General features: G+C 64.9%; 21 protein-coding genes and 1 pseudogene. 15 read left to right on the forward strand and 7 right to left on the reverse strand.

The features are described 5' to 3' along the window. Nucleotides 1–179: 179 nt before the first annotated feature. From tpiA to GGD63_RS00700, 3 genes are all read left to right on the forward strand, one after another. Nucleotides 180–935, forward strand: coding sequence for a triose-phosphate isomerase (gene tpiA / locus GGD63_RS00690; protein ID WP_183239000.1), 756 nt, complete (start codon nt 180–182; stop codon nt 933–935). A 155-nt stretch (nt 936–1,090) separates the two neighbouring features. Further along, nucleotides 1,091–1,477, forward strand: coding sequence for a preprotein translocase subunit SecG (secG, locus tag GGD63_RS00695; protein ID WP_183239001.1), 387 nt, complete (start codon nt 1,091–1,093; stop codon nt 1,475–1,477). A 166-nt stretch (nt 1,478–1,643) separates the two neighbouring features. Then, complete coding sequence (locus GGD63_RS00700; protein ID WP_183239002.1) at nt 1,644–3,275, forward strand: CTP synthase; 1,632 nt, start codon at nt 1,644–1,646, stop codon at nt 3,273–3,275. Nucleotides 3,276–3,279: 4 nt separating this feature from the next. Here the strand turns inward: GGD63_RS00700 and GGD63_RS00705 are convergent, their stop codons facing one another. From GGD63_RS00705 to GGD63_RS00715, 3 genes are all read right to left on the reverse strand, one after another. Continuing rightward, entirely contained in the window at nt 3,280–3,942 is a 663-nt protein-coding gene (locus GGD63_RS00705) for a class I SAM-dependent methyltransferase (protein ID WP_183239003.1), read from the reverse strand. A 107-nt stretch (nt 3,943–4,049) separates the two neighbouring features. Beyond that, nucleotides 4,050–5,426, reverse strand: a complete 1,377-nt coding sequence (locus GGD63_RS00710; RefSeq protein ID WP_183239004.1) for a HAMP domain-containing sensor histidine kinase — start codon at nt 5,424–5,426, stop codon at nt 4,050–4,052. Between the two features lie 10 nt (nt 5,427–5,436). Beyond that, the gene (locus tag GGD63_RS00715) at nt 5,437–6,114 is read right to left on the reverse strand and encodes a response regulator transcription factor (RefSeq protein ID WP_183239005.1); all 678 of its coding nucleotides are present in this window, start codon (nt 6,112–6,114) and stop codon (nt 5,437–5,439) included. A gap of 186 nt (nt 6,115–6,300) precedes the next feature. Here GGD63_RS00715 and GGD63_RS00720 point away from each other — a divergent pair, with 186 nt between their 5' ends. The 3 genes from GGD63_RS00720 to GGD63_RS00730 all read left to right on the forward strand — a co-directional run bounded on the left by GGD63_RS00720 (nt 6,301) and on the right by GGD63_RS00730 (nt 8,810). Beyond that, a complete protein-coding gene (locus GGD63_RS00720) occupies nt 6,301–6,627 on the forward strand; it encodes an NIPSNAP family protein (protein WP_183239006.1) in 327 nt (108 codons plus the stop codon). A 126-nt stretch (nt 6,628–6,753) separates the two neighbouring features. Continuing rightward, entirely contained in the window at nt 6,754–7,602 is an 849-nt protein-coding gene (kdsA, locus tag GGD63_RS00725; protein WP_183239007.1) for a 3-deoxy-8-phosphooctulonate synthase, read from the forward strand. Then, entirely contained in the window at nt 7,602–8,810 is a 1,209-nt protein-coding gene (locus GGD63_RS00730) for an MFS transporter (RefSeq protein WP_183239008.1), read from the forward strand. Before kdsA ends, GGD63_RS00730 begins: the two co-directional genes overlap by 1 nt. A gap of 49 nt (nt 8,811–8,859) precedes the next feature. On the opposite strand, the gene GGD63_RS00735 is transcribed toward GGD63_RS00730, so the two are convergent. Next, nucleotides 8,860–9,747 carry a helix-turn-helix domain-containing protein gene (locus tag GGD63_RS00735; RefSeq protein WP_141935810.1) on the reverse strand — a complete coding sequence of 296 codons (888 nt, stop codon included), beginning with the start codon at nt 9,745–9,747 and terminating at the stop codon, nt 8,860–8,862. Between the two features lie 315 nt (nt 9,748–10,062). Between GGD63_RS00735 and GGD63_RS00740 the strand changes: the two genes are divergently transcribed. From GGD63_RS00740 to glsA, 4 genes and pseudogenes are all read left to right on the forward strand, one after another. Then, nucleotides 10,063–11,703, forward strand: coding sequence for an NAD(P)/FAD-dependent oxidoreductase (locus tag GGD63_RS00740; protein WP_183239009.1), 1,641 nt, complete (start codon nt 10,063–10,065; stop codon nt 11,701–11,703). 56 nt (nt 11,704–11,759) lie between these two features. Then, the gene (locus GGD63_RS00745; protein WP_183239010.1) at nt 11,760–12,953 is read left to right on the forward strand and encodes a serine hydrolase; all 1,194 of its coding nucleotides are present in this window, start codon (nt 11,760–11,762) and stop codon (nt 12,951–12,953) included. A 119-nt stretch (nt 12,954–13,072) separates the two neighbouring features. Next, nucleotides 13,073–13,398 (forward strand): annotated as a pseudogene (locus GGD63_RS40025) (MFS transporter); the annotation flags it as partial. A gap of 109 nt (nt 13,399–13,507) precedes the next feature. Further along, a complete protein-coding gene (glsA, locus tag GGD63_RS00750) occupies nt 13,508–15,382 on the forward strand; it encodes a glutaminase A (RefSeq protein ID WP_183239011.1) in 1,875 nt (624 codons plus the stop codon). Nucleotides 15,383–15,400: 18 nt separating this feature from the next. Here the strand turns inward: glsA and GGD63_RS00755 are convergent, their stop codons facing one another. The 3 genes from GGD63_RS00755 to GGD63_RS00765 all read right to left on the reverse strand — a co-directional run bounded on the left by GGD63_RS00755 (nt 15,401) and on the right by GGD63_RS00765 (nt 17,800). Continuing rightward, nucleotides 15,401–16,198, reverse strand: a complete 798-nt coding sequence (locus GGD63_RS00755) for a substrate-binding domain-containing protein (RefSeq protein ID WP_183239012.1) — start codon at nt 16,196–16,198, stop codon at nt 15,401–15,403. Nucleotides 16,199–16,214: 16 nt separating this feature from the next. Then, nucleotides 16,215–16,667: a preQ(1) synthase gene (gene queF / locus GGD63_RS00760; protein WP_183239013.1), complete on the reverse strand. Its 453-nt coding sequence runs from the start codon at nt 16,665–16,667 to the stop codon at nt 16,215–16,217. 155 nt (nt 16,668–16,822) lie between these two features. Next, entirely contained in the window at nt 16,823–17,800 is a 978-nt protein-coding gene (locus tag GGD63_RS00765) for a lyase (RefSeq protein WP_183239014.1), read from the reverse strand. A 174-nt stretch (nt 17,801–17,974) separates the two neighbouring features. Here GGD63_RS00765 and eno point away from each other — a divergent pair, with 174 nt between their 5' ends. The 5 genes from eno (at nt 17,975) to GGD63_RS00790 (ending at nt 22,737) form a co-directional block, all read left to right on the forward strand. Continuing rightward, nucleotides 17,975–19,258, forward strand: a complete 1,284-nt coding sequence (gene eno / locus GGD63_RS00770; protein WP_183239015.1) for a phosphopyruvate hydratase — start codon at nt 17,975–17,977, stop codon at nt 19,256–19,258. 34 nt (nt 19,259–19,292) lie between these two features. Next, nucleotides 19,293–20,429 carry a zinc-binding dehydrogenase gene (locus GGD63_RS00775; protein ID WP_183239016.1) on the forward strand — a complete coding sequence of 379 codons (1,137 nt, stop codon included), beginning with the start codon at nt 19,293–19,295 and terminating at the stop codon, nt 20,427–20,429. Between the two features lie 145 nt (nt 20,430–20,574). Beyond that, a complete protein-coding gene (locus GGD63_RS00780; RefSeq protein ID WP_183239017.1) occupies nt 20,575–21,126 on the forward strand; it encodes an NADPH-dependent FMN reductase in 552 nt (183 codons plus the stop codon). A gap of 104 nt (nt 21,127–21,230) precedes the next feature. Next, the gene (locus GGD63_RS00785; RefSeq protein WP_130366516.1) at nt 21,231–21,548 is read left to right on the forward strand and encodes a septum formation initiator family protein; all 318 of its coding nucleotides are present in this window, start codon (nt 21,231–21,233) and stop codon (nt 21,546–21,548) included. A 217-nt stretch (nt 21,549–21,765) separates the two neighbouring features. Continuing rightward, nucleotides 21,766–22,737 (forward strand): GAF domain-containing protein, encoded by a 972-nt coding sequence (locus tag GGD63_RS00790; protein ID WP_183239018.1) that lies wholly within the window; start codon nt 21,766–21,768, stop codon nt 22,735–22,737. Nucleotides 22,738–22,847: the final 110 nt, after the last annotated feature.

Raw genomic sequence — 22,847 nt, forward strand, 5'->3', positions numbered from 1 at the left:
GCTTTCCCCCCGCAACCTCAGGCCATGCGACGGCGAGAAGCTGCGGTTAAAAGCCTCAAAGCGTTTTCCAGCGAAGTGGACCCCGGTTCGCGTCAAGAAAACGCGTCAGAACAAGAATCTGGAACTGCGGCAGGTCCTCTGCTAGCGCATGAACAAACCTCATATCGCTGGAAACTGACATGACCGACGCCATCCGACCGCTGATCGCCGGCAACTGGAAAATGAACGGCCTGAAGGGGTCGATTGCCGAATTCGACGCCATGCTCAATGGCGCGGCAGAGGTGGCCGGCAAGGCCGACCTGCTGGTCTGCCCGCCGGTGACCCTGGTCGCGGGTTTTGCCGAGAAGGTGCGCGGCAAGAAAGTTGCGGTGGGGGCGCAGGATTGCCATCCGAAGGCCTCCGGTGCCCATACCGGCGATATCGCCGCCGAAATGCTGGCGGATGCGGGCGCGACCGCCATCATCGTCGGCCATTCCGAGCGCCGCGCCGATCACGGCGAGAGCGACATTCTGGTCAAGCAGAAGGCGGAGGCGGCCTGGCGTGCCGGGGTGACGGCGATCGTCTGTATCGGCGAGACGCAGGGCCAGCGCGACGCCGGCCAGACCCTCGACATCCTGCATGGTCAGCTCAATCTGTCGCTACCGGACGGCTCCACCGCCGCCAACCTGGTCGTGGCCTATGAGCCGGTCTGGGCAATCGGCACCGGCCTGACCCCGACGGTCCAGGATGTCGAGCAGATTCATGGGTTTATCCGGGAACTCCTGACCTCCAGGTTCAGCGACGAGGGGGCCAGGATGCGGATCCTCTATGGCGGCTCGGTCAAGCCGTCGAACGCAGCCGAGCTGATGGCCGTGAAGAACGTCAACGGCGCGCTGGTCGGCGGCGCCAGCCTGAAAGCGGCCGATTTCCTTGCCATTGCCAAGGGCTGCCCCTAGCTAACCCAAACCGTTGGCAGTTCTAAGCTAGGTTATTGGCCCGATCGGGGGTGGCAATACCCCCTCCGATCGTGTAACACCGCGCAACTTCAGGAAAACCCGCGAAGCGCGATCGGCCGCCGTCAGGCGCCGCCCGCTTGTGACGGAAGGATACTATGCAGACTGTTGTCATCGTTATCCACCTCATGATCGTCGCCGTCATGATCGGCGCCGTCCTACTGCAGAAGTCGGAAGGCGGCGGCCTTGGCATGGGGGGAGGCGCCGGCTTCATGTCGAGCCGCGGCACCGCGAACCTCCTGACGCGGACGACCGCGATCCTGGCTGGGCTCTTCTTCCTCACCAGCATGTTCCTGTCCTGGCACGCGGGCTACAGCCGCGCGCCGTCGTCGATCATTGGCTCGCCGGCGTCCCAGACCCAGCCGGCCGGCGGATCGCCGATCGCGCCGCCGACCTCGGGCGGCATCCTGGATTCGCTGAAGAAGGCCGACGAACAGCAGCAGGCGCCGGCTCCGACCGGCCCGCAGGTGCCACGTTCGCAATAAAGCAGGGGGGCCATGCAGGGCGGCCGCTACCGTCCTGCATCAACAATCCCCATCAAGGCACTGTCACCACTCTTAGTTCTGGCTCACCCACAGGCCCGCAAAATCTTTGGGGCGGAATACGAATCGCTTTGGCGAATCGAATTCGAGGGATTAGAGGTTAAGTCCCATGGCGCGGTACATATTCATCACCGGCGGCGTGGTTTCTTCGCTCGGCAAGGGTCTGGCTTCAGCGGCACTCGGTGCCCTGCTGCAGGCCCGGGGCTACAAGGTCCGCCTCCGCAAGCTCGACCCCTATCTCAACCTCGATCCCGGAACGATGTCGCCGTATCAGCACGGCGAAGTGTTCGTGACCGATGACGGCGCGGAGACCGATCTCGATCTCGGTCACTACGAGCGCTTCACCGGGCGGCCGGCGACCAAGGCCGACAACATCACGACGGGGCGCATCTACCAGGACATCATTACCAAGGAGCGCCGCGGCGATTATCTCGGCGCGACCATCCAGGTGGTTCCGCACGTCACCAACGCCATCAAGGAATTCGTCCTCGACGGCAATGACGATTACGACTTCGTGCTGGTCGAGATCGGCGGCACCGTCGGCGACATCGAGGGCCTGCCGTTCTTCGAGGCGATCCGCCAGCTCAAGAACGAGCTGCCGCGCGATCACGCCGTCTATATCCACCTCACGCTGCTGCCCTACATTCCGAGCGCCGGCGAATTGAAGACCAAGCCAACGCAGCACTCCGTGAAGGAGCTGCGCTCGATCGGCATCCAGCCCGACATCCTGCTCTGCCGCACCGATCGCGAGATCCCGAAGGAAGAGCGGCGCAAGCTCGGGCTGTTCTGCAATGTGCGCGAAAGCGCCGTGATCGAGGCGCGCGACGTCGACAACATCTATGCCGTCCCCGAGGCCTACCACAACGCGGGCCTCGACGACGAAGTGCTCGCCGCCTTCGGCATCGGCTCGCGGATTCCGCCGGTGCTGCAGAGCTGGCAGCAGATCAACGAGCGCATCCGCAATCCCGAAGGCAACGTCACCATCGCCATCGTCGGCAAGTACACCGGCATGAAGGATGCGTATAAGTCGCTGATCGAGGCGCTGTCGCATGGCGGCATCGCCAACAAGGTTAAGGTCAATCTCGACTGGATCGAGAGCGAGATCTTCGAGAAGGAAGATCCCGCGCCATTCCTCGAGCACGTCAACGGCATTCTGGTGCCGGGCGGATTCGGCCAGCGCGGTGCGGAGGGCAAGATCAAGGCTGCGCAGTTCGCGCGCGAGCGCGACGTGCCGTATTTCGGCATCTGCTTCGGCATGCAGATGGCGGTGATCGAGGCCGCGCGAAATCTCGTCGGCATCGAGGACGCCAACTCCACCGAGTTCGGCCCGACCAAGGAGCCGCTGGTCGGCCTGATGACGGAATGGCTGCGCGGCAACGAGCTCGAGAAGCGCACGCAGGCCGGCGATCTCGGCGGCACGATGCGACTTGGTGCCTATCCCGCCGCGCTCAATCGCGGTAGCCGTGTCTCGCAGGTCTATGGCGGCGCGACCGAGATTTCCGAGCGCCACCGCCACCGCTATGAAGTGAACACCGCCTACAAGGACCGCCTCGAGCAGCATGGCCTGAAATTCTCGGGCCTTTCGCCCGACGGCGTGCTGCCTGAAATCGTCGAGTACGAGGATCATCCCTGGTTCATCGGCGTCCAGTTCCACCCCGAGCTGAAGTCGCGGCCGTTCGAGCCGCACCCGCTGTTCGCCTCGTTCATTCAGGCGGCGATGGTGCAGAGCCGGCTGGTCTGACGGTTCAGCGCGCGGCCGAATAGTCGCGCGCGTGATGCATCGGCGCCAACGCGACCCGCGCGGATGGTTCAGGCGCAAGCGATCCCGTGATCAGCTTCATCTGCGGCCGCCGCGTCAGCTTGTAGACCGCGGCCGGCGGCACGTTCAGCAGGGCGCGATCCACGAGCCTTGCGCGCAGGCCCAGCCGGTCGAGCACGGGCCGCGGCACTGGGCAGCTCATGCCGTAGGTGAACTGGTAGAAGGCGCCGCCGGGGCGGACATAGCTGAACGCGCCGCTGAGGATCGAGATCACCTTGCGCCTGCTCATGTTGAGCAGCGGCAGGCCGCTCACGACCGCGCCGACGGGAGCGCCGTCATAGAGGCGCTCGGTCGCAAGCCGCGCCGCGTCCATCCACAGCACGCGCGACCCGGGAAAGCGCATCTGCAGAAGCTTCATGAAGTCGGAGCCGTATTCGATCAGCGTGAGATCCTGCGGCCGGACGCCGCGTTTGAGCAGCTTGTAGGTGAACGCGCCGGTGCCGGGACCGAGCTCGAGGATCGGGCCCGTCGTTGCACTGATCTCGCGCGTGATGAGATCGGCGAGCGCCGTACCCGATGGTGCGATCGCGCCGACCCGACGCGGGGACGACATCCAGGACAGGAAGAAGGAAAGGAAATCGTTGGGCATGCGCACTCCGGGATCTTGGTTCGCACCTCAATGGAGGTGCGGCGCATGCAGTGTCGCGGGAGCGCATTGCGACAGCATTGCGCTGCCGGACCCGAATGCGAATTGAATCAGCTCTGCCGCACTTCCGGCAGCGTCATCCGGAAACAGGCGCCGCCCTCCGGCCCGTCCGCCACCGAGACGTGGCCGCCATGCAGCTGCACGATCTCGCGCACCATGTTGAGGCCGAGGCCGGCACCGCGATCGAGCGGCGTCAGCCGATAGAACGGCTCGAAGATCTGCTCGCGCTGATCGGCGGGAATGCCGGCGCCTTCATCGGTGACCTCGATATTCGCGGGCTTGCTGACGCGAATCCCGATCGTGCCGCGGCGAGGGCCGTGCTGGATCGCGTTCTGCACGAGATTGGTCAGGGCGCGCTCCAGCGCCGCCGCATCGCCGATCGTCTCGATCGGCGTCGCCGGCGCATCGAGGGCCAGCTCGTAGCCCGCGGCAATCGCCAGCGGGGCGAGGTCGGCGGCGACACTTTGCGCAACGGCGACGAGATTGACGCGCATGAAGGGATGGCCACAGCGGTCGAGCCGCTGGATATCGAGCAATTGCTCGGCAAGCGTCGCCAGCCGCGCGGCATCCTCCAGCAGACGGGTCTTGTCCGGGCCGGGGCTAAGTGACTCCAGCCGCGTGTTCAGGATCGCGATCGGCGTGCGAAGCTCGTGCGCGGCGTCGGCGACGAAGCGCTTGTGGCGGGCATAGCCCTGGTCGAGCCGTGCCAGCGCGTCGTTGATCGCAGTCACGAGCGGCACGACCTCCAGCGGAATCCGCTCCACCGGCAGCCGCGCGCCGCGCTGATGGATATCGATGCGCCGGGCCTCGTCCGCCGCAGTATCGAGCCCCCTGAACGCGCGCCGTACGATCATCGGCGTCGCGATGAATGTCGCCGTTCCCATCAGCAGCAGGCCGGGCAGGGCAATGCCGAGGAACGCAAGGGACGTCGTGAACAGCGCTTTGGCGCCGGTCAGATGTCCTTGTGTCGCCGTGATGATCTGCACATTGCCCGCATCGGTATCGACCCGTTTCAGCCGCGCCGCCGGCTTGCGCGGATCGTCCTCGAACATCTGCCAGCCGAGCCGCGCCTGGCTGATCTGGTCGAGGCCGTTGCCGATCGCGGCGAACTCGGCTGGCACGGTGCCTTCGCTGAGCGAATGTCCCTGCTTGTCGCGCACCAGGAACCAGAGGTCCGGCGTCTCGCTGCGCAATTGCTGCAGCTCGGGCGTCGACCGCAAGGCCAGTCCGCCTTGCGCGTCGCGCGTGAGTGCGCGCTGGACGACATCGATGACGCGGTCCTCGTCGCGCTCGGCCAGCACGAAGCCCGACGCGCAAAGCCCGGTCAGGACCACGGCCACCAGCGCAACCAGGATCGCGGCCTGGAGCGAGAGCAGGCGCCAGCTCAAGCGCGAGCGCAGGCAATAGGGATCGTCGTGTTTGCTCATGTTAGCTTCTTCAGGCTGGCAGCTTCTTGAGGAGATAGCCGACGCCGCGAATGCCGTGGATCTCGATGCCGGCGTCGGCGTCCCCGAGCTTTCGCCGCAGACGCGAGACATGCGTGTCGAGCGCGTTGGACTGGATCTCGTCATCGAAATTGTAGACCGCCTCTTCCAGCGCCGAGCGCAGCACGGTCCGGCCCATGCGGCGGACCAACGCTTCGAGCACCAGGAGCTCGCGGCGGGGCAGCTCGAACGGCTCGCCGTCGATGCTGGCTTCGCGATGACCGAGGTCGAAGGCGAGGCGGCCGGCGCGGATGATTTCGGGAGAGAGGCCCGCGGGCCGCCGCAGCACGGCGCGCAGCCGTGCCAGCAGTTCCTCGACTGCAAACGGTTTTGCCAGATAGTCGTCGGCGCCGCTGTCGAGCCCGGCGATGCGGTCGGCGAGCTCGCCCCGCGCAGTCAGGACGATGATCGGCACGCCGTCGGCGCGCGCGCGGAGCTTTGGGATCAAGGCGAGGCCATCGCCGTCAGGAAGCTGGCGGTCGAGCAGGACCGCGGCATGGACGTCGGCGGAAATGGCCTCCGCCGCCTCCGCAAGCGTCGGCGCGTGGTCCACTACCATGTCGTAGCGCTTCAGCGCCGAGGCCAGCGCGCCGGCCATCTCCGCTTCATCCTCGACCAGCAAAATCCGCATGTAACAGCCACCTGAACCGCAACTGAGCCTTTCTAGCGGCCCGATCATTGCGGCAGCATTGCGGGAGTCTGGCCGCGCCGGAAGCTCAAGCCATGCGCAGAACGCCACAGGGGCGAGCGGGCGGGGCTCAAGACACCATCTGGGGCAGCCGCTATAACCGCCGGACCTGTTCAGGGAGGAACATGAATGATCTACGAAATGCGTCAGTATCGCTGCGTGCCGGGCCGCCTGCCGGCGCTCTTGAAGCGGTTCGAGACGGTGACGCTGAAGATCTGGGAAAAGCACGGCATCAAGCAGGCCGGCTTCTTCACCACGCTGATCGGCGAATCCCACCAGGAGCTGACCTATTTCCTGGCCTGGGAGTCGCTTGCCGAGCGCGAGACGAAGTGGGGCAAGTTCACGACCGATCCGGACTGGCTCGAGGGGCGGGCGAAGTCGGAGGCCGATGGCCAGATCGTTGCCAACATCGTAAGCCAGATTCTGGCGCCGACCGCCTTTTCGGCCGTGAAGTAAGGGGCTGCCGGCGCAAAAGGCGGCGGGGAGCCCGGGCGCAACCCTGATATTCTGACGGCCCGGGCCGAATAGGGTTGATCCGACCCTCATGGCGGCTATGGTCGCGCCGAAAACGAGGGATTTGCCTTGAGCTCTTCGACGTCAACTGCGCCGGTCGTCACCATCGGCAAGGTCAAGTTCGGCAATGATCTGCCGATCTCGATCATTGCGGGCCCCTGTCAACTCGAAAGCCGCCAGCATGCGCTGGAGGTGGCTTCCGCGCTGAAGGAGATCGCGGCGCGGCTGAACATCGGCCTCGTCTACAAGACCTCATTCGACAAGGCCAACCGTACCAGCGCGTCGGCGGCGCGCGGGCTGGGCTTGGCGCAGTCGCTGCCGATCTTCGCCGAGATCCGATCCTCGCTCGGCCTGCCGGTGCTGACCGACGTGCACGAAGCCACGCAATGCGCCGAGGTGGCGCAGGCCGTGGACGTCCTGCAGATTCCGGCCTTCCTGTGCCGGCAGACCGATCTGCTGCTGGCGGCGGCCGCGACCGGCAAGGTCGTCAACGTCAAGAAGGGGCAGTTCCTGGCGCCGTGGGATATGGCGAACGTGGTCGCGAAGATCACCAGCGCCAACAATCCCAACGTCCTCGTTACCGAGCGCGGTGCGTCCTTCGGCTACAACACGCTGGTCTCCGACATGCGCGCGCTGCCGATCTTGGCGCGCACCACCGGTGCGCCCGTGATCTTCGACGCCACCCATTCGGTACAGCAGCCGGGCGGGAAGGGGACCTCGTCGGGCGGTGAGCGCGAATTCGTGCCGGTGCTGGCACGCGCGGCTGTCGCGGTCGGCGTTGCCGGCGTCTTCATCGAGACCCATCCCGATCCTGATCGCGCGCCCTCCGACGGTCCCAACATGGTGCCGCTGCGCGAGTTCGAGGGACTGATCGCCAAGCTGATGGCGTTCGACGCGCTCGCAAAGAACCAGCGCTGATGCAGCAAGGCGAGGCGCGGCCGCACGATCACGGCTTGCCGGCAGCGCTCTATGTCATTTCCGGGGCAAGCTTCGCCGCAGCGCTCTCGGCGCGCGCGCTCGATCCGGTGCTGCCGCATGTCGCCGAGGATTTCGGCGTCAGCATCGCGGCCGCGGCGGGCTTTGCCGCCGTGTTCGCCTTCACCTTCTCGATCATCCAGCCGGTGATCGGCGCGGCCGCCGATCTGTTCGGCAAGACGCGGCTGATGATCGCATGTCTCGCGTTGCTGGGCCTTGCCAACATCCTGGGCGCGTTCTCGACTTCGTTCTCGGTGCTGTTTGCCACGCGCATCCTCGCCGGCATCGGCTCCGGCGGCGTGTTTCCGGTGGCGCTGAGCCTGACCAGCGATCTGGTCGGGCCGGAGAAGCGTCAGGTCGCGATCAGCCGCACGCTCGCCGGCGCCATGACCGGCAATCTGCTCGGCGCCTCGGCTTCCGGCCTGATCGGCGATTTCCTCGGCTGGCGCGGCGTGCTGGCGGTGCTCGGCGTGCTCGTCATCGTCGCCTCGATCGCGGTCGCCGCCGGCTTTCGCGGCGCGAAGGTCAAGCATCCGCCGAAGACGAGCCTGTCCGCGCTGAAGGCGGGCTATCGCACCATCTTCACCAATCCCAATGCCTACGTGTGCTACTCGGCCGTGTTCGTCGAGGGCTGCTGCGTGCTCGGCCTGTTTCCCTATATCGCCTCGTTCCTGTTCGAGCTCGGGCAGACGTCGCTGTCGATCGCCGGCATCGTCATCGCGGGCTTTGCGGTCGGCGGCCTGTTCTACACGCTGACGGTGTCGCGGCTGCTGCCGTGGCTCGGCATGAAGGGAATGATGATCGCGGGCATGACCCTGGTGGCCTCGCAGCTCGTCGCCGTCGCCTTTGGTCCGCGCTGGGAGGTTCAGGCGCTGAGCCTCGTCGTCATGGGCTGGGGGTTCTATATTGCCCACGGCTGCCTTCAGGTGTTCGCCAGCGAACTGTCGATCGGGGCGCGGGCGACGGCGATGTCGCTGCATTCCTTCTTCTTCTTCATGGGGCAGACTGTGGGGCCAATCGCCTATGGCCTCGGTCTCCAGCATGGCGGCAAGGTTCCGACGCTGCTCGTGAGCGCTGCAATCATGGTGGTGCTGGGCCTGGTCTGCGCCCGGCTGCTCAGGCAGCGGGCACCGTCCGACGCGCTGGCCTGACGGACGGCGACCCGATGCATATCCGGTTCGCAGGACTCGGTGGAGGAGGCTAGCTCACGCAGTTCTTGCGATACTCGGCCGGCGTGACGTTCATGTGTCTGCGGAAAATCCGATTGAGATGGCTTTGATCGGAAAATCCGCTCAAGAGCGCAATTTCCTTCAGGGCGAGCCGATCCTTGCGCAGATGTTGGCGGGCGCGCTCCACCTTGCGGCTCAGGACATAGGCATGCGGCCGCATGCCATAGTGCACCTGGAACTTGCGCGCGAACTGCACCGGCGAGCAGTTGCAGATATTGGCTAGCTCCTCGAGCGTGATGTTCCTGGAGATGTTCTGTTCGACATAGTCCTCGATCAGCCTTGCATGCGCTGGCCTGAAGCGCCCCTGCGGACAGGGCAGCTTGAATTCCACCGAGGCATATTTTCGCAAGATGTGCACGCTCGCCTGAAGTGCCAGCGCATCGTAGCAGAGCCGGCCGCCCGGACCGCCTTCGGACACTTCCTGCACCATCCGGTCGCCGATCCAGGTCAGCACGGGATCTTCGATCCTGAGCAGATCGTGGAGTTCGACGCTTCCTGAGTCGCGGTCGAATGCCTCGCTCGCGGTCTTCGTCATCAGGCTCGGCGAGATGTAGAAATGGCTGACTTCGAGGTCATTGCTCCAGCGCCAGTTCGAAGGCTCCGCACGTGTCAGCAGGGTTGTGACGCCGCGTCCGACGTGATCCTGCTTCCAGGCGCCGGTCACACGGCGGTTCATCGACGTTGTGCCTTCGCGGTAGACGACGATCAGGAAATTCTCGGAAGGCGGCACCCAGATGTCGGACGGCGCATAGCGGAAGACGCGCAGCCGAAAGTCAGTCTTGCCCACCGCCGAACTGTCCAGCATCAATTGGCCGGGAGCGTAACGTGGCAGCTCTTCGACCGTGATGAATTGGCCCATCGCGCGAGACTCCTTCCCTGAATTCTAAGGCGCGGTTGACCGCTTCTGCTTCTCATTGGCCGAACGGCGGCGACGAGCATAAGCCGGTTTTGCCATTTGCCAAGCGAGCCGTCTTGCCGAACTGCAGTACCGGCGAGGGAGCGTGCGGCTTCGTTCAAAGAATTGTCCGATTTGTTCAAGCTCCAGCCGCCGGAATACTCATAGCTTTCCCCCATCCCGTACTGACGGGATCAACAATGACGCGCTGCACCACCATCCGATCGCATGATGGGTGGGGAAGGTCGTGCGCACTCAAAAACCACCGAGGAGGAAAAAATGGCGGAAGCCCTGACCAAATCCAATGGAAGCAACGGTTCGCATGGAACAGTGAGGTTCGATGCCGTGGTTGTCGGAGCCGGCGTCGCCGGGCTCTATCAACTCTATCGTCTGCGCGAGCAGGGATTAAGCGTCAGGGGGATCGACGCCGCGTCAGGCGTCGGCGGAACCTGGTATTGGAATCGATATCCCGGCGCGCGCTTCGACTCCGAGGCCTACATCTATCAGTATCTTTTCTCCGAGGAGCTCTACAAGGGTTGGAGCTGGAGCGAGAAGTTTCCGGGTCAGCCCGAAATCGAACGCTGGATGAACTACGTCGCCGACCGTCTCGATCTGCGCAAGGACATCCAGTTCAGCACGACGGTCAAGAGCGCGCATTTCAACGAGGCCACGCAGCGCTGGCTGGTCACGACCGACCGGGGCGACGTGATCGACACCCAGTTTCTGGTCACCTGCTGCGGCATGCTGTCGGCTCCCTACGTGTCGTTTCCGGGGCAGGAGACCTTCAAGGGGCAGTTGTTCCATACGGCGCGCTGGCCGAAGCAGCCTGTCGACCTCGCAGGCAAGCGCGTCGGAGTCATCGGCAACGGTGCGACCGGCATCCAGGTCATCCAGACGATCGGCGGCGATGTCGGCCATCTCAAGGTGTTCATCCGCACGCCGCAATACATCATCCCGATGAAGAATCCGAAATTTGGAGCCGCGGATGTCGAGGACTACAAGTCGAGGTTCAAGTCGCTCACCGAACGCCTGCCGCGCACTTTCACCGGCTTTGAATACGACTTCGAGCACGCCTGGGCAGACCTCACGCCGGAGCGCCGCCGCGCGGTGATCGAGGCTTGCTGGAATGACGGTTCCCTGAAGCTATGGATATCCTCGTTCGCCGAGCTGTTCTTCGACCCGGAGGTCAATGCCGAGATCTCCGAATTCGTGCGCGGGAAGATGCGCGAGCGGCTCGGGGATCCGAAACTGTGCGATGCTTTGATTCCTGCCGAATATGGGTTCGGAACGCACCGTGTACCGCTCGAGCAGAACTTCCTCGAGGTCTTCCATCGTCCCAACGTCGAGATCGTCAGCGTCAAGAGCAATCCGATCGATCGCGTAACGCCCACGGGTATTCAGACCGCTGACGGTACGGTTCATGAGCTGGATATCATTGTCCTTGCAACCGGCTTCGACGCCGGCACCGGTGCCTTGACGCGCATCGATATCAGGGGCCGCGGCGGTCGCTCGCTGAGGGAGGACTGGGGCAGGGACATCCGCACCACGATGGGCCTGCAGGTTCACGGCTATCCCAACCTGTTCACGACCGCCGTTCCGCTCGCTCCGTCGGCCGCGCTGTGCAACATGACCACGTGCCTGCAGCAGCAGGTCGAATGGATCGATGACTGCATCAAGTACATGCGCAGCAAGGATCTGAAGGTGGTCGAGCCGACAAAGGACGCCCAGGACAGCTGGGTGGCCCATCACGACGAGATCGCGAACGCGACGCTGATCGCGAAAACCAATTCCTGGTACCTGGGCTCGAACGTCGAAGGCAAGCCGCGCCGTGTCTTGTCGTACTGCGGCGGCGTCGGCGCGTATCGGCAGAAGTGCGACGAGGTCGCGATGAACGGTTACGAGGGCTTCGTGATGCAGTGAGCGCTCGCGACGCGAGCATCGACCACATCAATCAATCCAGCACGGGAAGCACAATCATGATCATGAATTTTGACGCGACGGCAGATGCCGTTCTCGACGGCGTCGTCACATCCACGCCGCGTGTGCCCGGCGTTGTCGCAATGGTGACGGACCGCCGGCGCAACATCTATGAAGGCGCGGCCGGCAAACGCCGCCTCGATCAGCCAGCGGACATGACCACCGACAGTGTCTTTGCCATTTTCTCCACGACCAAGGCGATTACCGGCACGGCCGTTCTGCAACTCGTCGAGGAGGGCAAGCTCGATCTCGATGCGCCCGCGAAGCGCTACGCGAACGAGATCGGAAAGCTGCAGGTGATCGAGGGCTTCGATGCAGCGGGCGAGCCGATCCTGCGTGCACCGAAGCGCGATGTTACCACGCGCATGCTGATGACCCACACGGCGGGCCTGAGCTACGATTTCATCAACCACACCTATAACCGACTGGCCCAGGAGAAGGGGCAGCCCAGCGTGATCACCGCGACCAAGGCCTGCCTGATGACCCCGCTGCTGTTCGATCCCGGCGAGCGCTGGGACTATGGGACAAATCTCGACTGGTGCGGCCAGATCGTCGAGGCCATCACGGGCAAGCGACTCGGTGAAGTCTTCAAGACGCGCATCTTCGAACCGCTCGGGATCAAGGACATGACCTTCGAGCTGACCGACGCGATGCGCCAGAAACTGGCCGGCATCCACGCGCGAAACGCCGACGGGTCGCTGACGCCGATGGATTTCGAGCTTCCGGCAAAGCCCGAAGTCCATATGGGCGGCCACGGCCTGTACGGCACGGTCGGCGACTACATGCGATTCATCCGCATGTGGCTGAATGACGGGGCTGGCGAGCACGGCCGCGTGCTGAAAGCCGAAACCGTCCGGATGGCGGAGAAGAACCATCTGGGCGACAGGAAGGTAACGCCTATCACGGGTGTCATCCCGTCGCTGTGCAACGACGCGGAATTCTTTCCGGGCCAATCCAAATCCTGGGCGCTGAGCTTCATGGTCAACGACGAGGAAGCCCCGACGGGACGTCCCGCCGGCGCGCTGGGCTGGGCCGGGCTTGCCAACTTGTTCTATTGGATCGATCGGCAGAACAACGTCGGCGGGTTCTGGGCCACCCAGATTCTGCCCTTCGGCGATCCGATATCGTTCATCGGCTATATGAACTTCGAGACGGCGTTCTACCAGAGCCTGAGGCAGCGCTTGGCTAGCTAGGACCATGATGCGAGAGCGGCCTCGTCGCTGTCGGCCGAGGCCGTTTTCTCTCGACGGTCAACGTGACCGAGCTATGCCCTGGGCCCGCCCGCGAGACGGCGCGTCGCCTTGCTCGGGGCACCTCGCAACTCGTCGCCGTGGCCTTTGGCCCGCGCCGGGAGGTTCAGGCGCTGAACCCCGTCGCCATGGGCTAGGGGTTCTGCATCGCCCATGACTGCCTCCAGGTCTTCGCCAGCGAGCTGTCGGTCGAGGCGCGCGCGACCGCGCTGTCGCTGCATTCGTTCTTCTTCTTCATGGGGCAGACGGTCGGGCCGCTCGCCTACGGCTTTGGGCTTCAGCACGCCGGTAAGTTGCGACCTTGCTCGCGAGCGCCGCGATCATGGTGGTGCTGGGTCTCGTCTGCGCGCGGCTGCTCAAGCAGCGGGCGCCCTCCGACGCGCGTTGAAGTCCGTTCGGTGACTTGAGCGGGGCGTCGTCCCTCACCACGACACCTCCGCCAGCGTATGCATGGCACGCGAATTGCTTTGATTTTGGGCAAATCGAGGTGTGAGATCGTGGACGCCCAGACCAGCCGTTCCGCCAGCGCAGCCAGCACGCCCCGCTTGACCGGATATCTCACCAAGCCACCGCTGCGGCGTTTCCTCACCGATTGCCACGCCGAATTCCGGACCGACAATTCCGGCGAGCTCGCCGACTACATCCCCGAGCTGAAGCGCGCCAATCCCGCTCATTTCGGCATCGCGCTCGTCACCATCGACGGCCATGTCTACGAGGTCGGCGACAGCGACGTGCCGTTCACGATCCAGTCGGTGTCCAAAGCCTTCGTCTTCGCGCTGGCGCTGGAGATGGTCGGTGAGGAGCGTGTCGCGGCCACCATCGGCGTCGAGCCGAGCGGCGAAGCCTTCAACTCGATCCGGCTCACCAACGACAACCGTCCTTTCAATCCCATGGTCAATGCCGGCGCCATCGCCTGCTCGGGCCTGATCTATGAGGTGGACGGGAAGGGCGCCTTCGAGCGTGTCCGCGCCAAGCTCAGCCAGTTCGCCGGGCGCGAGCTCGGCGTCGATGAGGCCGTGCATGCCTCGGAGACCGCGACCGGCAACCGCAACCGGGCGATTGCCTGGCTGCTGCGGAATTACGCGGTGCTGCCCGACGACGTCGATGCCGTGCTCGACGTCTATTTCCGCCAATGCGCGATCCTCGTCACCGCCCGCGACCTCGCCGTGATGGCGGCAACGCTCGCCAATCGCGGCATCAATCCAGTGACAGGTGTCCAGGTCATCACGCCGAACATCGTCGCGCGCACGCTGTCGGTGATGACGAGCTCGGGCATGTACGACTATGCCGGCGAGTGGACCTATCGCGTCGGCATTCCCGCCAAGAGCGGCGTCGGTGGCGGCATCGTCGCGGCGCTGCCCTCGCAGCTTGGCCTCGGCACCTTCTCGCCGCTGCTCGACAACCATTTCAACAGCGTGCGCGGCCTGAAGGTCTGCGAGGCGCTGTCGGCGCGGTTCGACCTGCACATGCTCAACCGCAACGCGGACGTGCGTACCAGCATCATGGCGGACTACGACGTCTACGGCATCTCTTCGCGCCGCAGCCGCCAGCCGCACGAGCAGCAGATCCTCGACGAACGCCACAGCGACATCCGCGTGCTGGAGCTGGTCGGTGCGATGAATTTCGGTACGATCGACTACGTCACGCGAAGGCTCACCAGCGAGCCGCCGAATGCGCCGCTCCTGATCATCGATTTCCGCCGCGTCCCCGACATCACCGCGGCCGGCGCCGAGCTGCTCGGCGAGACGCTGACCGCGCTCGGCAATTCCGGCGTCACCGCCATCCTGTCCGGCTTCGAGGAGAGCTCCGCGGTGTGGACGGCGATCGCCGCGCGCACGGCCGAGCCGCGCCGGCTGCGCCACTTCGCGCTGCTCGATGATGCCATCGAATGGGCCGAGGACCAGGTGATATACCGCTTCGGCGGCTTCACCGACGTCAAGGAGAGCGCGCATCTCGGCGAGCAGGCGCTACTCGCCGAGCTCGACGCGGAGGAGATCGCCGCCATCGTCAAGCTCTCGACCACGCGGCATTACGCGGCCGGCCAGCGCATCATCGCCGTCGGCGAGCCGGCCAATTCGCTGTTCTTTCTCCAGAGCGGCATGGTCAGCGTGAAGCTGCGCAGCGGCGTGCGCCTCGCATCTCTCGGTCCCGGCATGGAGTTCGGCGAGATGGCGATCCTGGAGCAAAGCCGCAGCGCCGACGTTCTCGCCGATACGCCCGTCACCTGCCTCGAGCTGCCGCTCGACAGCTTTGCCGACTACCGCCGCCTGCACCCGGAGACGTCGCTGAAGATCATGCGCAATCTCGCCGCGATCCTGGCGCGGCGGCTGGTTGCAGCCAATGCGAAGGTCGATCTCCTGAGCGCGTATTAGGGCGTACCGAGAGCCGCGCTATTTCGCTCCGCCAGCCGGGATCGGCTCCATTCCGCTCGCGATGATCGCTTCGCGTGCGGCGGGGGAGGCGAGGAAGTTTATCAAAGCGCGGCCGGCTTCGGGCTCCTTCGAACCGGTCGCGATCCCGGCCGAGAAGATCGTGATCTTCTGCAATTCGTTCGGCAGGGGACCTACGATGTCGATGCCCTTCACGGGCTTCAGTTCGCTGATCTGCTGAAAGCCGAGTTCGGCCTCGCCATGCGCGATGATCTCGCCGACCGGCGTTGCCGGAATCTTGCGCGCCTTGTCCTTCATGATTTCGGCAATGCCGAGCTTGTCGAACATCTCGGTCGAGACGTAGACGCCGCTGGCGCTGTCGGAATAGGCGATCGTCTTCGCCGCCAGCAGCGCGCGCTTGACCGCGTCGACCGAGCTGATGTCCGGCTTCGGCGCGCCCGATTTCACGGCGATCCCGATCGGTGACCTCGTGAGATCGACCTGGCTGCCGGCCACGACCTTGCCCTTGCTCGCGAGGTCGTTGAGGGCATAGCCAACCATGATCAGGACATCGGCCGGCTCGCCGCGTTCGAGCCGGACCGGAATTGCATTGGTGGTGGTGCCCATCGAGGGCCCGAACGCCGTCAGCACCTTGTTGCCGGTGGCCTTCTCGAACTCCGGCACGAGCGCCTGATAGGCCGCCGTCAATCCGCCCGAGATCATCACGCGGACCTCGGCAGCGTCAGACGCGCCGGAGAGCCACAGGACGCCCAGAACGCCCAGGGCGACGTTGCGGAATGTTGCTGACATCGTTTTCATTGTTGTTCTTCTCTTACTAGCCTCGCCCGCGATAGGGCGCGACGCCTTGCTCGGGCACCCACAGGCCCTTCGGCACGCGGCCGGTCTGCCAGAACACGTCGATCGGGATGCCGCCGCGCGGATACCAGTAGCCGCCGATGCGGAGCCATTTCGGCTTGATCTCCGAGGCAATGCGCTTGCCGATCATGACAGTGCAATCCTCATGGAAGGCACCGTGATTGCGGAAGCTCGCGATGTAGAGTTTCAGCGACTTCGATTCCAGCAGCCATTGGCCGGGCGCGTAGTCGATCATCAGATGCGCGAAATCCGGCTGGCCCGTGACCGGGCAGAGCGAGGTGAATTCCGGCACGGTGAAGCGGACCAGATAGTCCGTGCCCTTTTGCGGATTGGGCACGCGGTCGAGCTGGGCTTCTTCCGGTGTGTGCGGCCATTCGACCGCGCGGCCGAGCTGGAGGGTCTTCTTCGCCATCGTCGTCACATCCTTTCGAGCATGATCCGGACCCGAAGGGCCGCGTTAGCGCAAAGTGGGCACCGGTTTTCCGAAAGATCATGCTCAACTAGAAACCGGAGCGCGATGAGATCGCGCTCCAGAGGATGTCGGGATGGACGCAATCGCGGCTGTCGTCAACCCGAGGCGATCGTCCGGATCATGACGATCCGGTCGTTGCCGGACTCGCAGCCCCACAGCTCGCCCGGACGGCCGTCGAGCTGGCGGACATTGGCGTTGGCCTTGTCGCTGGCGAAGACGTTGAACTTCTCGGTGGCAGGATCGAAACGCACGATGGCATTGGCCGAAAAATCTGTCAGCCAGACCTTGTCCTTGTCGTCGACATAGACCGCGTAGGCGCTGGGACGCTCGCCCGGCAGCTTCCATGTCTTCCAGGATCCGTCGGCGGGATAGTGCACCGAGACGTGGCCGCTGTTCCACTCGCTGACCCAGATCCGGCTCTTCGAATCCGACCAGACCCGCCGCGCGCCCTGGTTTGGCGTCGGCGGCTCGACGACATGGGCGCTGCCCGTCGCGAGGTCGATCCTGGCGATATGGCTGCCGGCGAGCGAGGCGTACCAGACATCGCCCTTGGGCGTCACGGTGATGCCGTAGGGTCCGATGCCCTTCGGTGCCCTGAACACGTTCATCTCGCCCGACTTCGGCGCGAGGCGGCCGTAGTAACCGGACTGGCCGGTGAACCAGTAGGTACCGGTCTTGTCGAACACGCCGGTGTTGAGATTGGCATAGGCGAACTTTTCCGGCAGGCGGAACAGCGTGACCTTGAGATCGCCAGGATCGACCCGCGCAATCGCGTTCTGGCCGCCTTCGGTGATCCAGGGGGCGCCGTCAGGGCCGATCGTGACGCCGTGCGGGGCGGCGCCCTGGCCGAGGCTGACCGTCTTGAAACTGCCATCCCGGGGATCGAGCCTGCCGAGCAGGCCCTTGCCCTGGGCGGTGAACCAGACCGTGCCGTCAGAGGCGGGCGTGAGATCGTGCAAGCCAATGCCGGCGCTGATCGGGAAATATTTTGTCCGGAACGGGGCCTCCTGCGCAAGACTTGGGCGGGCGGCAAGGACGGCGGCGCTCGAAGCAAGAAACTGGCGGCGATTCATGGCGTTACCTCGGCTTCTTGGGATTGAGGATGGACGCGCAGACCCAGCGTTCTCAAGTTTAGTCTTGGGTGCTTCACGCGTCAGCCGAAGCCGGGCGTCCAAGCGTTCACATTTGCTTGCGGCCCGTGTAAGACCCGCGGCACCGATCAGCCCTAACGAACGGAAGTGCACATCATGACCGCCATCATCGACATCATCGGCCGCGAAATTCTCGATAGCCGGGGCAATCCCACCGTCGAGGTCGACGTCGTGCTGGAAGATGGCGCGCTCGGCCGCGCCGCTGTGCCGTCGGGTGCCTCGACCGGCGCCCATGAGGCAGTGGAACTGCGCGACGGCGACAAGGCCCGCTATCTCGGCAAGGGCGTCACCAAGGCGGTTGGCTCCGTCAACGGCGAGATCTTCGAGGCCCTGAGCGGCCTCGATGTCGAGCAGCAGGCCCAGATCGACCAGATCATGATCGAGCTCGACGGTACGCCGAACAAGAGCCGGCTGGGCGCCAACGCCATCCTCGGCGTGTCGCTGGCCTGTGCCAAGGCCGCCGCGAACTCGCTCGACATGCCGCTCTACCGTTACGTCGGCGGCACCTCGGCGCGCCTGTTGCCGGTGCCGATGATGAACATCATCAATGGCGGCGTTCATGCCGACAACCCGATCGACTTCCAGGAGTTCATGATCCTCCCGGTCGGCGCGTCGTCCTTCGCCGAGGGCCTGCGCTACGGCGCGGAGGTATTCCACACGCTGAAGTCGGAGCTCAAGAAGGCCGGCCACAACACCAATGTCGGCGACGAAGGCGGCTTCGCGCCGAACCTGCCGTCGGCCGACGCCGCGCTCGAGTTCGTCATGAACGCGATCGGCAAGGCCGGCTTCAAGGCGGGCACTGACATCGTGCTCGGCCTCGACTGCGCCTCGACCGAGTTCTTCAAGGACGGCAAGTACGTCTATGAAGGCGAGGGCAAGACCCGCTCGATCTCCGAGCAGGCCAAGTATCTCGGCGATCTCGTCTCGCGCTATCCGATCGTGACCATCGAGGACGGCATGTCGGAAGACGACATGGACGGCTGGAAGGAGCTCACCGACCTCATCGGCAAGAAGTGCCAGCTCGTGGGCGACGACCTGTTCGTCACCAACGTCAAGCGTCTCGCCGAAGGCATCAAGGCGGGCCGGGCCAACTCGATCCTGATCAAGGTCAACCAGATCGGCACGCTGACCGAGACGCTCGCCGCCGTCGAGATGGCGCACAAGTCGGGCTACACCTCGGTGATGTCGCACCGCTCCGGCGAGACCGAGGATTCCACCATCGCCGATCTCGCGGTCGCCACCAATTGCGGTCAGATCAAGACCGGCTCCCTTGCGCGTTCCGACCGCACCGCCAAATACAACCAGCTCCTGCGCATCGAGCAGCAGCTCGGCAAGCAGGCGCTCTACGGCGGCAAGGCGTCACTGAAGGCGCTGGCATAAGCCAGCGCTTCAACAAGACAAGGGGAGGATCGACATGAGCGACGGCAACACCGGACTGCAACTGCGTTCGCTGATCAAGGCGAGCGGCGAGCTCGAGATCTCGCTCGTCGACGTGCCGACCCCCGAGCCCGCGGACGACGAGGTCGTCGTCCGCGTCGAGGCGGCGCCGATCAATCCGTCTGACCTCGGCCTGCTCGTCGGCGCCGCCGATATGAGCACGGCCAAGTCCTCGGGCACCAAGCAGGCGCCCGTCATCACGGCAACCGTCCCGCAAGGCGCGATGCGCGCGATGGGGGCGCGCATCGACCAGTCCCTGCCGGTCGGCAATGAAGGCGCCGGCGTCGTCATCAAGGCCGGCGCGTCGGATGCTGCGAAGGCGCTGATGGGCAAGACCGTTGCGATGATCGGCGGCGCCATGTATTCGCAGTACCGGACCATGAAGGTCAGGGATTGCCAGCCGCTGCCCGAGGGCACGACGGCGACGGAGGGCGCGTCCTGGTTCGTCAATCCGCTCACCGCGCTCGGCATGACCGAGACGATGCAGCGTGAGGGCCACAAGGCTCTGGTGCACACCGCGGCCGCCTCCAATCTCGGCCAGATGCTGAACAAGATCTGCATCAAGGATGGCATCCCGCTCGTCAACATCGTGCGCAGCAAGGAGCAGGCGGAGATCCTGAAGAAGATCGGCGCCAAATACGTCGTCGACTCCAGCGTGCCGAGCTTTCTCGACGATCTCACGGCCGCGTTGGTCGAGACCGGCGCTACCATCGCCTTCGACGCCATTGGCGGCGGCAAGCTTGCCGGCGACATCCTCAACTGCATGGAAATCGCGATCAACAAGACCGCCAAGGAATATAGCCGCTACGGCTCCAGCGTGCACAAGCAGGTCTATGTCTACGGCGCGCTCGATGTCCGTCCGATCGAGCTGCCGCGCGGCTTCGGCATGGCCTGGGGCGTCGGCGGCTGGCTGCTGACGCCGTTCCTCCAGAAGATCGGTCCGGCCGATATCGGACGGCTGCGCCAACGCGTCGTGAACGAACTGAAGACCACGTTCGCCAGTCACTACACCAAGGTGGTGTCGCTTCAGGAGGCACTCGATCCCGCCAACATCGCGGTGTACGCCAAACGCGCCACCGGCGAAAAATTCCTCATCAACCCAAATAAGTCGTGACGCGCGACGGCGCGGCACCGCGTTCACTGGGTATCTTCGGGAAACTCAGCGTTTCCAAACCGGACGGTTCATGCACTTGCATCCATTGGTCCGGATCGCTTAAGTGCCGCCCGGCACTTCCGCTCAAGTTTCTGAAGGACACCCCATGGCCTACAATATCGTCGTTATCGCCGGCAGCCTGCGCAAGGACAGCTTTTCGCTGAAGATCGCCAATGCGCTGGCCAAGCTCGCGCCGGCCTCGCTCAAGCTCGAGGTCATCACGCCGGCGGGCATCTCCTTCTTCAATCAGGACCTCGAGGCCGCGCCGCCCGCGGACTGGCTGGCCTTCCGCGACAAGCTCCAGAAGTCCGACGGCGTCATCTTCATCACCCCCGAATACAACCGCGCCATTCCGGGCGCGCTGAAGAACGCCATCGACGTCGCCTCGCGGCCCTATGGCAAGAGCTCGTTCAATGGCAAGCCGGTCGGCATCATCTCGAACTCGCCGGGACCGCTCGGCGGTGTCAGCGCCGCCAAGACGCTGCAGCACATCCTGCCGGGCATTTCCGGCCCGATCATGCAGCAGCCCGAGACCTACCTGAACGCCGTCGGCGATGCCTTCGATGCGGAGGGCAACCTCACCAAGGACTCGCTCAAGACGGTGCTCCAGGCCTACATCGACGCCTTCGCCGCCCACGTGGCGAAGCATCACGGCTGAGCACACGCTTTCATCATGGCCGGGCTTGACCCGGCCATGACTACGACGCGGGTAGGGGCGGGTGCGTTAGCGCTCCCTTAACCAAGCTGCCCCATCTTCCCGAGATGGTCTCCCGCGCGCGCCTGAAATCGATCCTGACCGGTCTCGCCCTCTATGCGATGGCGGCCGCCATCGTTGGCTATTTTGGCGTCAACGCCTATACCGGCAAATACGGCCTCAACGCCCGTCAGGAACTCGACCAGGAGATCATCGCGCTGACGAGCGAACTGGCGCAGCTCAAGCGCGAGCGTGCCAGGAGCGAGCAGCGCGTCTCGCTGCTGCGCACCTCGAGGATCGATCCTGATATGCTGGACGAGCGGGCCCGGTTCCAGCTCGACTATGTCAATCCGCATGATCTCGTCCGGATGATCCCCCCGAACTAGCGCTTTCGCGCGATTCGAAACCGGCATCGAAAGTCGGCGCCGGGACTGACAGTTCGCCGTTCCATCACTCGAAGGTCGTAAGGCGGCAGCCGCTTGCCGCCTTGACGGGGCTGCGCCGGCGGGGGCATGGCTTGTGCGGTGCGCTCCCCGCAAGATTGACGGAGATCAATAAGGCCGCGCCGGCACGTCTTAAGGATGCCACCCGGAGGAAACGGTGATGAATGGGCAAGCCCCCCAGCATCACGCGGCTCGCGTTGAGGCCGCCATCGCATCAGGCCAGGCGGCTCGCTCCGCGCTCGTGGCCTCCTGGCGCCGTTCCTCCCGATTGCATCATCTCGACCCCTCCGGCCGCGGCTTGCCGAAACGGCTGACGGAGGCGGAACTGCGCGAGGCGCGCGAGCGCATCGCGCCGCTGCTCGCCGCCGCGCAGGGCGCCATGGACCGGCTCTATCAGGCGGTGGGCGCGGCCGGCTGCTGCGTGCTGCTCGCCGACGGCGAGGGGGTGCCGGTCGACCGTCGCGGCACGCCCGCGGACGATGCGACGTTCCAATCCTGGGGCCTGTGGACCGGTGCGCTCTGGAGCGAGGAGCACGAGGGCACCAACGGCATCGGCACCTGCGTCGTCGAGCAGCGGCCGCTGACGATCGACCGTGACCAGCATTTCTTCACCCGCAACACGCTTCTGAGCTGCACTGCGGTTCCGATCTACGACCACGACGCGGCCTTTGCCGGTGTGCTCGACGTCTCCTCCTGCCGCGCCGACCGCACCGATGCGTTTTCCAGTCTGATCGCGCTGGCGGCGGGCGAGGCGGCCAAGCGCATCGAGGCCGACATGTTCCGCCGCGCCTTCGCCCATGCCCGCATCGTGCTGACGCCGGCTGCGGACGGCCAGTGCGGCGGCCTCGTGGCCGTCGATGCGGACGATCTCGTGATCGGCGCGACCCGCTCCGCCCGGGTGGGACTTGGCATTGGACTTGGGATCGCGCCCGGCCGCCCGTTGCGGCCAGTGCCCGCGGCCGATCTGCTCGGCGGCGATATCGCGCGCGACCACCTTGCCGGAGGTCAGCGTGCGGTGTTGCAGCGGGCACTGCTCCGCGCGGGCGGCAATGTTTCCGCCGCCGCCAAGGCCCTCGGCGTCAGCCGCGCCACGCTGCACCGCAAGCTCAAGCGGTTCGAGCTGAACCACTGAGCCGCTGTCTTCTCTGCCGTCATTGCGAGCGCAGCGAACAATCCAGAGTCCCTCCGCGGTCGCAGCCTGGATTGCTTCGCTGCGCTCGCAATGACGATGTGGAGGCTGCG

The sequence above is a fragment of the Bradyrhizobium sp. cir1 genome, from assembly GCF_014198245.1.
Lineage (GTDB): Bacteria > Pseudomonadota > Alphaproteobacteria > Rhizobiales > Xanthobacteraceae > Bradyrhizobium.

What these genes read in the sequence shown, in the direction of transcription:
- GGD63_RS00700 (WP_183239002.1), top strand. Translation starts at nt 1,644, where the DNA reads ATGGCGCGGTACATATTCATCACCGGCGGCGTGGTTTCTTCGCTCGGC.
- GGD63_RS00715 (WP_183239005.1), bottom strand. Translation starts at nt 6,114, where the DNA reads ATGCGGATTTTGCTGGTCGAGGATGAAGCGGAGATGGCCGGCGCGCTG.
- GGD63_RS00730 (WP_183239008.1), top strand. Translation starts at nt 7,602, where the DNA reads ATGCAGCAAGGCGAGGCGCGGCCGCACGATCACGGCTTGCCGGCAGCG.
- queF (WP_183239013.1), bottom strand. Translation starts at nt 16,667, where the DNA reads ATGGCGAAGAAGACCCTCCAGCTCGGCCGCGCGGTCGAATGGCCGCAC.
- GGD63_RS00745 (WP_183239010.1), top strand. Translation starts at nt 11,760, where the DNA reads ATGATCATGAATTTTGACGCGACGGCAGATGCCGTTCTCGACGGCGTC.
- GGD63_RS00735 (WP_141935810.1), bottom strand. Translation starts at nt 9,747, where the DNA reads ATGGGCCAATTCATCACGGTCGAAGAGCTGCCACGTTACGCTCCCGGC.
- GGD63_RS00765 (WP_183239014.1), bottom strand. Translation starts at nt 17,800, where the DNA reads ATGAATCGCCGCCAGTTTCTTGCTTCGAGCGCCGCCGTCCTTGCCGCC.
- GGD63_RS00785 (WP_130366516.1), top strand. Translation starts at nt 21,231, where the DNA reads ATGGTCTCCCGCGCGCGCCTGAAATCGATCCTGACCGGTCTCGCCCTC.
- tpiA (WP_183239000.1), top strand. Translation starts at nt 180, where the DNA reads ATGACCGACGCCATCCGACCGCTGATCGCCGGCAACTGGAAAATGAAC.
- GGD63_RS00720 (WP_183239006.1), top strand. Translation starts at nt 6,301, where the DNA reads ATGATCTACGAAATGCGTCAGTATCGCTGCGTGCCGGGCCGCCTGCCG.
- GGD63_RS00755 (WP_183239012.1), bottom strand. Translation starts at nt 16,198, where the DNA reads ATGAAAACGATGTCAGCAACATTCCGCAACGTCGCCCTGGGCGTTCTG.
- GGD63_RS00705 (WP_183239003.1), bottom strand. Translation starts at nt 3,942, where the DNA reads ATGCCCAACGATTTCCTTTCCTTCTTCCTGTCCTGGATGTCGTCCCCG.
- secG (WP_183239001.1), top strand. Translation starts at nt 1,091, where the DNA reads ATGCAGACTGTTGTCATCGTTATCCACCTCATGATCGTCGCCGTCATG.
- GGD63_RS00780 (WP_183239017.1), top strand. Translation starts at nt 20,575, where the DNA reads ATGGCCTACAATATCGTCGTTATCGCCGGCAGCCTGCGCAAGGACAGC.
- GGD63_RS00710 (WP_183239004.1), bottom strand. Translation starts at nt 5,426, where the DNA reads ATGAGCAAACACGACGATCCCTATTGCCTGCGCTCGCGCTTGAGCTGG.
- GGD63_RS00790 (WP_183239018.1), top strand. Translation starts at nt 21,766, where the DNA reads ATGAATGGGCAAGCCCCCCAGCATCACGCGGCTCGCGTTGAGGCCGCC.
- GGD63_RS00740 (WP_183239009.1), top strand. Translation starts at nt 10,063, where the DNA reads ATGGCGGAAGCCCTGACCAAATCCAATGGAAGCAACGGTTCGCATGGA.
- eno (WP_183239015.1), top strand. Translation starts at nt 17,975, where the DNA reads ATGACCGCCATCATCGACATCATCGGCCGCGAAATTCTCGATAGCCGG.
- GGD63_RS00775 (WP_183239016.1), top strand. Translation starts at nt 19,293, where the DNA reads ATGAGCGACGGCAACACCGGACTGCAACTGCGTTCGCTGATCAAGGCG.